The sequence below is a fragment of the Spirosoma areae genome, from assembly GCF_054781775.1.
Genome location: NZ_BAAGTT010000043.1, coordinates 15,757 through 27,669, shown reverse-complemented (window position 1 = coordinate 27,669; position 11,913 = coordinate 15,757). Strand labels below are relative to the sequence as shown.

At 51.5% G+C, this 11,913-nt stretch carries 10 protein-coding genes; 7 read left to right on the top strand and 3 right to left on the bottom strand.

The window, feature by feature from the left end; translation table 11 throughout:
- Positions 1-112: 112 nt before the first annotated feature.
- The 7 genes from ACYVI1_RS26230 (at position 113) to ACYVI1_RS26200 (ending at position 8,240) form a co-directional block, all read left to right on the top strand.
- Positions 113-1,285 carry a pyridoxal phosphate-dependent aminotransferase gene (locus tag ACYVI1_RS26230; RefSeq protein WP_460913972.1) on the top strand — a complete coding sequence of 391 codons (1,173 nt, stop codon included), beginning with the start codon at positions 113-115 and terminating at the stop codon, positions 1,283-1,285.
- A gap of 88 nt (positions 1,286-1,373) precedes the next feature.
- The gene (locus tag ACYVI1_RS26225) at positions 1,374-2,948 is read left to right on the top strand and encodes a flavin monoamine oxidase family protein (RefSeq protein ID WP_460913971.1); all 1,575 of its coding nucleotides are present in this window, start codon (positions 1,374-1,376) and stop codon (positions 2,946-2,948) included.
- Between the two features lie 26 nt (positions 2,949-2,974).
- A complete protein-coding gene (locus tag ACYVI1_RS26220) occupies positions 2,975-3,970 on the top strand; it encodes a hypothetical protein (protein ID WP_460914225.1) in 996 nt (331 codons plus the stop codon).
- Positions 3,971-4,143: 173 nt separating this feature from the next.
- A complete protein-coding gene (locus ACYVI1_RS26215) occupies positions 4,144-5,352 on the top strand; it encodes an acetyl-CoA C-acetyltransferase (protein ID WP_460913970.1) in 1,209 nt (402 codons plus the stop codon).
- A gap of 104 nt (positions 5,353-5,456) precedes the next feature.
- Positions 5,457-7,607, top strand: a complete 2,151-nt coding sequence (locus tag ACYVI1_RS26210) for a 3-hydroxyacyl-CoA dehydrogenase NAD-binding domain-containing protein (RefSeq protein ID WP_460913968.1) — start codon at positions 5,457-5,459, stop codon at positions 7,605-7,607.
- Between the two features lie 115 nt (positions 7,608-7,722).
- A complete protein-coding gene (locus ACYVI1_RS26205) occupies positions 7,723-7,956 on the top strand; it encodes a DUF433 domain-containing protein (RefSeq protein WP_460913966.1) in 234 nt (77 codons plus the stop codon).
- The gene (locus ACYVI1_RS26200; protein ID WP_460913965.1) at positions 7,953-8,240 is read left to right on the top strand and encodes a DUF5615 family PIN-like protein; all 288 of its coding nucleotides are present in this window, start codon (positions 7,953-7,955) and stop codon (positions 8,238-8,240) included. The genes ACYVI1_RS26205 and ACYVI1_RS26200 overlap by 4 nt, the downstream gene beginning before the upstream one ends.
- A 61-nt stretch (positions 8,241-8,301) precedes the next feature.
- On the opposite strand, the gene nfi is transcribed toward ACYVI1_RS26200, so the two are convergent.
- From nfi to ACYVI1_RS26185, 3 genes are all read right to left on the bottom strand, one after another.
- Entirely contained in the window at positions 8,302-8,991 is a 690-nt protein-coding gene (gene nfi / locus ACYVI1_RS26195; protein ID WP_460913964.1) for a deoxyribonuclease V, read from the bottom strand.
- 63 nt (positions 8,992-9,054) lie between these two features.
- Entirely contained in the window at positions 9,055-9,801 is a 747-nt protein-coding gene (locus tag ACYVI1_RS26190; RefSeq protein ID WP_460913963.1) for a LytR/AlgR family response regulator transcription factor, read from the bottom strand.
- Between the two features lie 22 nt (positions 9,802-9,823).
- Positions 9,824-11,788 carry a sensor histidine kinase gene (locus ACYVI1_RS26185; RefSeq protein ID WP_460913962.1) on the bottom strand — a complete coding sequence of 655 codons (1,965 nt, stop codon included), beginning with the start codon at positions 11,786-11,788 and terminating at the stop codon, positions 9,824-9,826.
- Positions 11,789-11,913: the final 125 nt, after the last annotated feature.

The window sequence follows — 11,913 nt, the reverse complement described above, 5'->3', positions numbered from 1 at the left end:
GCCCTAAAGGCAGCTTTTTTGTTGGCAATAATTCGTACTTTCACAAAACCCTATCTACTAAGGAGTTATAGTTATCTTTAGGCCTATTTAATCCAGAATAAATACAAAAACTATGTCTTCACAACTAACTCGCCGGGACTGGCTTCGTGCCAGTGGTCTTCTGACAGCCGGTTTCGGGTTGAGCCGATTTACGCCCGCCCAAGCCAGCCACCCCAATGCTCCATTCGTTTCGGGGTTCACCAATGAGTTTGCTTTCGCCGATGATCCGTTTGAGAAACTGCTGAAACTGCGAACCCGTCTGTTCGCCAATGAGAATCCGCTGGGTATGTCGCCCAATGCGAAAGAAGCCCTCGTCAAAGCCGTCGATAGTGGGAATCGCTACGCCATCCTGGAGTTCGCGCAGTTAAAATCGCTGATCGCTGCTGACGAGGGTGTGAAGCAGGAGAACATTCTGATTTCGCCGGGTTCATCAGATATCCTGATGGCAGCCGCCAACTACTTTGCCAAAGGCGGTGGCACCATCCTGACCAGTGCAATGACCTACGACGATTTGCTCGAACGTTCGACACGGTTTGGTGCCAAAGTTGTGGCCCTGCCCATGACGAAAGACTACAAATTTGACCTCAAAGCGATTAAGGCCGCCCTTACGCCTGACGTCAAAATGGTTTACATCGTGAACCCGAATAACCCGACGGGTACCATCGTTCCAACGGCTGACCTCGAAGCATTCTGCCGCGAGGTAGCCCCTAAAGTGCCGGTATTTATCGACGAGGCCTACCTTGATTTCTACGAACCCGCCGACCGTCCGAAACTTGGCAAACTCGTAGCTGAGGGACTGAATGTAATTTTAGCCCGGACGTTTTCAAAAATTCACGGTTTTGCGGGCCTGCGCCTGGGTTATGCCATTGCACAGCCCGAGATGCTGAAATCCCTGAATGCCTACACCAACGCCGGATTTGCGGTGAGCATCACCACGCTCATGGCTGGCATTGCCAGCTATAAAGACACCGAATGGCAGAACCACTGCCGGGCCGAAAATGCCAAAGCCCGTGCTTATACAACCAAAGCCCTGACCGATATGGGCTATGAGGTGATTCCATCAGCGGCAAACTTCATTCTGTTTCCAATTCGCATGAAAACCAAATCGTTTGAGAATCAAATGTTTGGACAAAGTATTGGGATTCAAACCCGCGATTTTAATGGCCAGCCGTACTGCCGTGTCAGCGTCGGCACAATGGATGAGATGGCCACATTTATGAACGGATTTAAAAAGGTAGTGGGCTGAAAAATGGCTAATGGATAATTAATAAGGGTTTTACCCTGTCCTAATCTGCTCATTGTACATTATCTATTCTACATTGTTCATGAACTGAATGACTCGACGCGACTTTATCAACTCAACAAGTGCCAGTTATGCCAGCCTGCTGGCGTGGGGAATGCTGCAACCCGCTCCCGCGTCGGCCCTGAATTTGCCCGCCAATGGCCGGTCAAATGACGGAAAAGGGCGAAAAGTGGTGATTCTGGGTGCTGGCCTGGCCGGTATGGCAACGGCTTATGAACTCGGCAAGCTTGGCTACGACTGCACGGTTCTGGAAGCCCGTTCCCGTTCGGGAGGGCGCGTCTGGACCATTCGCGGTGGCACTAAAGAGACCGAACTAAACGGCGGTACAGCTCAAACATGCTCCTTTGAAGACGGACTCTATTTCAATGGCGGGGCTGCCCGAATTCCGCACCATCACCAACTGACCCTACAGTATTGCCGCGAACTGGAGGTGCCGCTGCAAATCTTCAATGGCAATAACGAAGCCGCCTATCTGTACAACGAGGGGGGTACGGGCGATTTCGCCAACCGACGGCTGCGTATTAAAGAGTATCATAACGACATGCGCGGCCACACCGCCGAGTTGCTTGCCAAGGCTCTCGACCAGTCGACGCTGGACCAGCAACTAACCAAAGAGGATGTTGAGAAACTAATTGATTTCCTCAAAAACGAGGGCGATCTGAACACCGCGCACCTTTACAAAGGCACCAACCGGCGCGGCTACAAAACCAAAGCCGAACCCGGCGCCGGATCAACCCCCGGCGACATGACCGACCCGTTTGGGCTAACGGATTTGCTGCGGTCGGGATTCATGCAGCCTGTGTTCTATAATGTTGGTGATTATATCTACGAGCAGCAAACAACGCTTCTGCAACCCGTTGGCGGCATGGATGCCATTCCGAAAGCGCTGGAGAAGAAACTGACCGGAAAGATTATTTTCAACGCGCCCGTTTGGGAACTACGCAAGACCGAAAATGGCGTTCGGGTTGTTTATCAGAAAGAAGGCAAACCGGTAGAAATCGCCGGTGAGTTCTGCGTCTGTACGTTGCCGTTGCCGATGTTGAAAAACCTCGAATCCGACCTGTCGGGTACGGTGAAGCGGGCTGCCGATTTTGTGCCCTACATCAAAACCGGCAAAATTGGGTTGCAATTCAAACGCCGGTTCTGGGAGGAGGATGATTGGATTTATGGGGGTATCTCGCGCACCAACATGGACATCAATCAGATTTGGTACCCATCATACGGTTTTCAGGGAAAAAAAGGGGTGCTCATCGGCTATTATAATTTCTACAGCCGGGCCGAAGCCGTCGGTGCCATGCCCGTTGCCGACCGCGAAAAACTGGCCTTAACGCAGGGCATTAAAATTCACCCGCAGTACCCGTCTGAGTTTGAGAATTCGTTTTCGCTGGCCTGGCACCGGGTGCCGTATAGCGGGGGCGGCTGGGCAACCTACGATGACAATACGCGCCGTAAATTCTATCCATCCCTGCTCGAACCCGATGGCAACATTTATTTTGCCGGGGAACACACCACCTATCTGACCGCCTGGATGGCTGGAGCCTTCACCTCCGCCCGCCGAACCGTCGAAGCCATTCATGCCCGCGTGGGCGAATACACAAAGAAGTAAATCTTGATCTATAACATACAACCATGATGAAAAACAATCTCCTGTCTCTCCTGATGTTTGTTGGCTGTGCAATTGCCACGCAGTTTTTCAGCCAGCGCGTCTGGGCGCAATCAACGTCGGGCAGCATGACCGCTGAACAGCTAACGGCTATCAAAGCCATCAAAATCGCTAACCTCGACAAAGACACCTACTTTAAATCAGGGGGCTTCATTCTGGACCGTTACGAAGAACGTCCGGCTTATGTGTTCACCTACAGCGATGGCATCACCCGTAAAATTTATCTCTACAAAATCTTTGCTGCCGAAAACACGAAGGAACTGGGCTTGCTGGCCCTCTACCAGAATGGCAAAACCAACGAAATAAAACCGTTCGTTATTCCCGGCGCATCCGCCGACCGCAAAGCCTGGGATGCTTACATCGACGACCTCAAGTACGTGGGCGAAAAAGAGCCGGGTCTGATGTCTACGCTGACCTTTGTGCTCTCGCGCGAGATGGCTGGATTATTGTCGGGCGGAGCGGGCAAATCTGACGAGGGCGGAGCGAAGAAAAAAGAAGAATATAACTTTTGCTTTGCGCCCGACGCGCCCGTCACGATGGCTGATGGTTCATCAAAAAATATCAGCCACGTAAACGCAGGTGATGTAGTGATGGGCTACAATGCGACAACGAAAACCCTCACGCCCACGCACGTAACGCGGATAGATACCCACTCAGGGGAATTCATGCTGGCGGGCGTATGGCTAACACCCGTCAGCGAACTCACTGCCGACACGCGACAGGCTCCAACTGCAGCGACCTTGCTGGAGGCTACAGCCAACCATCCAATGTTAACGCCTACCGGCCGCAAAGCGTTGGGTGAAGTAGAAGTTGGCGAAGTTTTGTATCGGGTAGAAAATGGCAAACTTGTAGCTTACCGGGTCGCACGCACTGAAAAAGCAGTACGCTCGGTGAAAACAGTTTATAATCTGGCGACAGAATCGGGCGCTTATCTGATTGGCGGAACGGTCGTGCTGGATAAATAAGGTAGGAAAATTAATTGTCGGGAAGGCTGAAGAAGTATGTATACTTCTTCAGCCTTCTTTCTTTTGGTAAAGAAATTATCAATTTAACCCCAACTCATTGCCCCGTTCAGCTTTTGCAGTACTTTTACCCGACTGAAAACCGTATGCGTGCATACTAATTTTTCGATAAACCTATGGCCGAAGCCTATATTTACGATGCCGTCAGAACACCCCGCGGGCGGGGGAAAAGCGACGGCTCCCTGCACGACGTGCAACCCATTCAACTGCTCACGAGCGTCCTGCGCGAACTCCGCGACCGGAACCAACTCGACACAGCTCTGGTAGATGATGTCATTATGGGTTGCGTAACACCCGTTGGCGAGCAGGGTGCCGACATTGCCCGCACGGCTGCTCTCGAAGCGGGTTACGACGAGTCGGTGGCGGGCGTGCAACTGAACCGGTTTTGCTCGTCGGGGCTGGAAGCCATCAACATGGCGGCTGCCTATGTCATGTCGGGGCAGGTCGATGCCATTGTGGCCGGGGGCGTGGAGTCGATGTCGCGGGTACCGATGGGGTCCGATGGCGGTGCCCTCTTCATGAATCCGCAGATTGTGGCCCGCCATAACATTGTGCCGCAGGGCATTTCTGCCGATTTGATTGCTACGAAATACGGCTACTCGCGTCAGGATGTGGATGCGTTTGCGGCTGAATCCTACCGTCGGGCCGTTGATGCCCAGGCTGCTAACCGATTCCAAAAAACGCTTGTGCCGCTTAAAGATGAAATCGGCGTAACCCTGCTCGACCGCGATGAAGGCGTACGACCCGGCACCACCGCCGAGAGTCTGGGCAGGCTTAAACCAGCTTTCGAGGCAATGGGGCAGATGGGGTTAGATGCCCTCGCTCTGCTTAAATACGCCCAATATGACAAAATAAACCACGTTCATCATGCGGGAAATTCCTCGCAAATTGTCGATGGGGCCGCTGGAGTTCTGATTGGCAGCAAGGAATTTGGTGAAAAATCAGGACTGAAACCCCGCGCCCGTATCAAAGCCTTCGCCATTGTTGGTTCAGAGCCAACCATCATGCTCACCGGTCCGGTGCCTGCCACGCGCAAAGTGCTCAAACGGGCGGGCATGAGTATCAGCGATATTGATTTGTTCGAGGTGAACGAAGCCTTTGCCGCTGTACCGCTGCTGTTCATGGACGAATTTAATGTGTCTCACAGTCAGCTTAACGTTAACGGCGGGTCCATTGCGTTAGGTCATCCACTCGGCGCTACCGGCGCCATCATCTCGGCCACGCTTATCGACGAACTCGAACGATCCGGCAAACAGTTTGGCCTCTCCACGCTCTGTATCGGGGGTGGCATGGGCATTGCAACCATCTTTGAACGAGTCAATTAACTAAATGAATACTTGTACAATGAATAATGGATAATGATGCTGGCGTGATGTCATTGACAGCGGAGCCATTAGTCATTTTACAGTATTCAGTATCCATTCAACAAATGATAAACTACACCGTTGACCAACACGTGGCCATCATTTCGTGGGCGATGACCTCGTCGCCAATGAATGTCCTTAACGACGAATCCATACCTCAATTCGAGGCAGCCATACAGCAGGCCTTTGCCGACGCGTCAGTAAAGGGAGTAATTATCACCTCCGAAAAGCCTGAGTTTGTGGCCGGGGCCGACCTGAAAATGATTTTGCGGAATAACGACAAAGATCCCGCCGAAATGCTGAAAGTGTCGTCGGAGTTGAACCGTATATTCCGTACTATCGAAACGTCGGGCAAACCGGTTGTTGCCGCCATCAATGGCACGGCGCTTGGGGGCGGCTACGAAATCTGTTTAGCTTGCCATCACCGCGTGGCGCTGAACAATCCTAAGACGCTGATTGGCTTAGTCGAAGTGACCATCGGGTTGCTGCCGGGCGGGGGAGGAACCCAACGATTGCCCCGCATGATTGGCATTCAGGCCGCGCTGCCGTTGCTGGTTGAAGGCAAAAAAGTTGGCGTTCAGGAAGCGAAAAAACTGGGTCTGATTGACGACATCGCCGACAGCCCGGCCGGGATGATGGCCAACGCTTTTGCCTGGATTGCCGCCAATCCGAACCCGTTGCAACCCTGGGATGAGGTAGACCGGAAGACCGGTAAAATCGTTGGGAAGGATAATTTCAAAGTTCCCGGCGGCAATGTGCAGAGCGTGACAGGCGCACAAACGTTCGGTACCGGAACGGCCATGCTGATGGATAAAACGAAGGGTAATTACCCGGCTCCAATCGCAATTATGGCCTGTGTGTATGAAGGTTTGCAGGTTAACATCGACCGGGCCTTACCCATCGAAGGGCGGCATTTTGTGAAAGTAGCCACGTCGAAAGTGGCTAAAAACCTTATTCAGACGATGTTTCTGGGGATGAACGAAGCCAACAAAGGCGTTAGCCGCCCGAAAGACGTTCCTAAAACCGATGTCAAAAAACTCGGTATTCTGGGTGCGGGCCTCATGGGTGCGGGTATTGCCTATGTATCGGCGCAGGCGGGTATTGAGGTCGTGCTGAAAGACGTGTCGGTGGAAGCCGCTGAGAAAGGCAAAGATTACTCGCGGGCATTGCTCCAGAAAGGCGTTGAACGCGGTAACGTTGACCCACAGAAAGTAGACAGTATTCTGAACTTGATTAAACCAACGGCCAATGTTCAGGAATTGCAGGGCTGCGACCTCATTATCGAAGCCGTATTTGAAAACCGTGACCTAAAAGCACAGGTCACACAGGAAGCCGAACCAATGCTGATTGATACTGGAATTTTCGGTTCCAATACCTCTACACTTCCTATTAGCGGACTGGCTCAGGCATCGGTTAAACCGGAGAACTTCATCGGCATTCACTTTTTTTCGCCGGTAGACAAGATGATGCTCGTGGAAATCATCATGGGCAAACAAACCTCCGATTATGCGCTGGCGGTTGCGATGGATTTTACCCGCAAGATTCGGAAAACGCCCATTGTCGTGAATGATTCGCGTGGGTTTTACACGTCGCGTTGCTTTGGAACCTACTCCGCCGAGGGCATGGAGTTACTGAAAGATGGCGTGAATCCGGTACTGATTGAAAACGGAGGGAAAGATGCCGGTATGCCCGTTGGTCCGCTGGCCGTGACCGATGAAGTTGCGCTGGATTTAGTCTATAAGATTACTGGTCAGGGTATCAGCGACGGTGCCGTGCGGGAAGATGATACAAGTTATCAAATCGCGAAGCAATTTGTTGACCTCAAACGGCTGGGTAAGAAGACCAAAGCTGGTTTTTACGACTATTCCGACGACCGAAGCAAGAAACTATGGCCGGGTTTGCAGGATTTGTTTCCGCAGGCTGACCAGCAACCCACGCTCGACGAAGTGAAAACGCGACTACTCTACCGACAGGCTATCGAAGCAGTGCGTTGTTTTGAGGAGAATATCGTTCGGACGAAGTTAGATGCCGACCTCGGCTCAATTTTGGGGTGGGGGTTCCCGGCCTATACCGGTGGCGCGTTGTCGTTTGTGGATTTTGTTGGTATTGACACCTTCATAAACACCTGCGACCGGCTGGCCGACCAATATGGCGAACGTTTCCGCCCAACGGCGAAACTGCGGGAGAGAGTAAGATTGAATGAATTGGTGGGATAAGAGGTTTAACGTAGCAAAGCCCGTTGTAGCGTTTTGACATTACGGCGGGTTTGTTATTCGTATTTGCGTTGGCTTAAACGCCCAAAAATGATAAATTGGCCTAAAAACACGAAGTATGGAGAGTCTGTTAGCGCGTATTACGCTTAACCCCAACGTTTGTCATGGCAAGCCCACCATTCGCAATAAACGCTACCCGGTCGAACTAATTCTGGATTTACTGGCTTCGGGTATGACTCATGAAGAAATTCTGGCCGATTATCCTACCCTGGAGGATGCTGACATTCTGGCTTGTCTGACATACGCGGCCAAATTAGCCCGCGTTAAAAGTATTCAGAAAGTGCTGGCATGAAATTTCTGGTAGATGCTCAATTGCCACCGTTACTGGCTATCTGGTTGTCAGAAAAGGGGTTCGATACGTTACACACCAACGATCTGCCGGACCGCGACGAAACCGAAGACTACTACATAAGACAGGTTGCTGCTACCGACGACCGTGTTGTCATTACGAAAGATTCAGACTTTTACGATAGTCATCTATTGCAGAACCAGCCTGCAAAATTACTCCTTATCACGACTGGTAATTTGAAGAACCGCCAGCTTTTAGACCTGTTTCGCAAAAAATTCCTGAGATAATCCGTCTATTCAATCACTATAATTTGATTGAGTTAACCAACGACGAAATCATTGCCCACGCTTAGTTCATGGGTCGCTCCCCGCGTCGCAGCGCATTGACTAAGTTATGCGCCCGGCGGGTGGGTTCAGGAATCCGATAGCCTCCGTCGCAGTGCAGCGTCAGTGAAATGGCGGTTTCCAGATCAATTAAATGGCCGGGCGAGACATACACCGGATTTACTTTATTTTTCGTTCGCAAAGCCGCGCCAATCACATCGCTGTAATGACGCATGGGCGACCATGAGCCTCTCTCAAGAGCCGGTTCGTCGTATTTACCCACCAACACCGATTTGCCGCAGCCAAAGGTGGGGCGGTTTAGGAACAGGCCTGCGTGGGAGGCAATCCCAATCCGGCGCGGGTGGGCCGTACCGTGGCCGTCGAACATCACCACATCGGGTTCGATTTTTAGTTTCTGCCACGCTTCGAGCAGTGACGGAATTTCGCGAAACGATAACAGACCCGGAATATAGGGAAACGGGGCTGTGCTCACCACCCCGGCTTCTTCGATGGTTTCCAGCGTATCGAGCCGCAGCACCACGATTCCGGCGTACACCGTTTCTTCAAATTTGTTGAACGAAATATCGCAGCCCGCAATGGTTTTGGGTGGCTGGTGCAATGGCTCAATCCGAATCTGCGAACGCAACTGCTGTTGCAGCGCGACAGCTTCGGCGGGGGAGAGGTTCCAGTCGTGGAGGGTTTGATAGTGAGCCATGCGTCAAATAGGTACGATATCAATACCTAACGAGCCGGGACCACCGAGAGTTCTAAACAGATTTTATAGCCAGCCGAAGCGCTCCATCAGCCGGTCTTTCTGCGCCCGTGACACGGGTATGGACTGCCCATTGGTCATAACGACATAATTTCCCTCGCCTTTAACGAATTTTTTGATGTGATTCAGATTGATTAAATACTGCCGGTGGATGCGCAGAAAATCCCGTTCTTCCAATAAATCCTGAATGTCGCGCATCGACTTTGTGGCTAAATAATGCTGTCCGTCGGCAAGGTAGAATTTCGTGTAGTTGTCGTCTGATTCACAGTAAAGAATGTCCTTCATATCCACAAAGGCCACCCCGTTCTGATACGGCAGCGCAAGGCGGTCAGGTAAGGTTTTAGTACTGTTCGTTAACTGTCCCCGGAGATGGCCGATTTGTTCGGGCCCCGTTTTCTGGCTTTTTTCTACCCGCTGAACCGCCTGAATCAGTTCCTGCGTATCAATGGGCTTGAGCAGGTAATCGACGGCGCTATAGCGAAACGCTTTGAGCGCAAACTTGTCGTAGGCTGTTACAAAGACTAACGAAAACGGTACGCCAGCCACCGCTTCGAGTACCTGAAATCCATTCATCTGGGGCATTTCAATATCTAAAAAAACGACATCGGGCTGGTAGTCGAGAATGGCCTGTACGCCTTTGTGGCTATTGGTGCAGGAGGCTACCACCTCCACCTGGGGGCAGTGTTGCGACAGGCGAAGGGCCAGCAAGCCTACGGCATTGGGTTCGTCGTCGATAAGAATGACTCGTATCATGATTTCCTGTGGATAGATAAATTTAAATGGGAATATTAACGAGTACTTTAGTGCCAGTTGCCATTCCCTGCTCATTAATCAAATCCTCGACCTGCACCATCGTTTGGCTATGATACAGTTGGTTAATGAGGTCGATGCGTTCGACGGTCATCTTCATGCCGAATGATTTTTGTTTGGTGGCCGATTTGCTTTTATAGTCAGCCGCTTTCTGACGGCCTATGCCATCGTCGGTAATAGCCACCCGTAGCAAATCGTTTCGGGGTTGTAGCACAACTACCCGCACTGTACCCCCTTCGTCTTTATGCATCAGCCCGTGCCAGATGGCATTTTCCACAAAAGGCTGCAACAGCAGGGGCGGAATCTGAATACGGTCAGTATCAATCGTGTCAGCTACGTCAATGGCATAATGGAGTTTTTGGGGAAAGCGCATGGCTTCCAGGTCAATATAGAGCCGCAGGGTTTCCAGTTCGTTGGCTAAGGTGACCTTCTCCGACTTGGAATTTTCCAGTACCAGCCGGATGAGCCGGGAGAATTTAGAGAGGTAGTCGGACGCTTTTTCGGCGTCGTTCTGAGCGGTAAAATATTGAATCGAGTTAAGGCAGTTAAAGATAAAATGCGGGTTCATCTGCGAACGAAGCCCGGCCATTTCGGTTTCAGCAATGCGTTGCTGAAACTGGTCAGTGATGCGTTGAACACGTTGGTTTTCAAGGGCTTTTTCATACTCAAGCTGTTGTTTGCCCCGCTCAGCAAGCCGGGCACGCTGGCTCAGGGCCAGGTTGAAGAAAGTGAGTTCAAACACGACCCCAACTCCATACCAAACGGTTGGGTCAGTCCAGAAATAGTCAAAATCGGTTTGTCCTAACTCATTTAGAATCGTACCCAGGCCAGCCATCACCACTAAGCCCAGCGAACCAATAATGAATAAATTTCGATTCGGTACTCTGGCCCGAACAATGGCTACTAACGCAAAGAGCAACAGAATTTCAGTTACGACGAATGCCTGGTCGGTGAGTTTAATGATCGGTATAGCCAGCGTGAGGTTACACCAATAACTAACCCCACAAATGATGGCCAGACAGTATACCGCTATCAGAATTAACCGATTCAGGTGGGGCATGTATTGATTCAGTTGCAGGAACGACCGCAAAAAAAGCAAATAGGCGATCACAATCAGGTACTGAGTCGGAATGATGAAGGCCGCAATCGTTGGCCCGGCAATCTGTAGGTCGAAGCCTAAATCGGCAGTGAGCAGAAAGAACAGAAAAGTAGCGGCCAGATAAAGCGACCAGTAGCCATACGTAGCATCGAGGGCATACACGGCCTGAACGCCGGCAAACATGCTTAGAAACAGGCATATCCCCATTATCAGGCAACAATACCCGAAATGATTGCGCTGAGACGCTACACGAGCCTGTAGGAATTGTGCATACCCGGCAGGCGTAAATAGCCGGGGAGTAATGGCACTGTAAAATATATACCCCGTCGTCTGAAACCAGACTGTTGCCGTTTGGCCAGGTAACACCTTGACGGGTAATGTAAATGGATCGGCACTGCCCTGGGCAGGCGGACCAATCAACCAGCCGTTATCCTGCGGAGCAGCCATCCGGTTTTGCATATCCGATTGGCCTAATACCCAGGAAAGATGATAGCCCCCAAAAAACAACCGATGCAGAGTATCGGTTGGGTGAGGGTTTCGGATCAGAAACCGCAGCCAAATGGTTGGTTGCCTGCCATAGGCTCTTAGTGGCCCGGCTGGAAATGGGGATAGCTTTGCCAGTTGGTCAACAGTGGTATACGTGGCCCTTGACGCGGTATCAGACCAGAATTGAGTAAATGGGCGCAGGTCCAGATTGTCGGCAGGTAGTTTGGTCGTCGGAATCGGCAACTCACTCGCCACCTGACCGGGCCGGGCAGGCTGTGCGGCTACCGACACCGTGAGCAGATACAGCCAGACGAAAAAAGTACAGGTGGCGCAGGAAGGAAACATGAGAACGGGTGTATGCCTCTAACCTACAACGTAAAGCTGATATTCTCAATCAGTCACCCGCCAGTTGCCGAAACCAGTGGGCCAGTGGTCGACTTTAGCAGGTTACTGGTTGCAACGATTCAGTG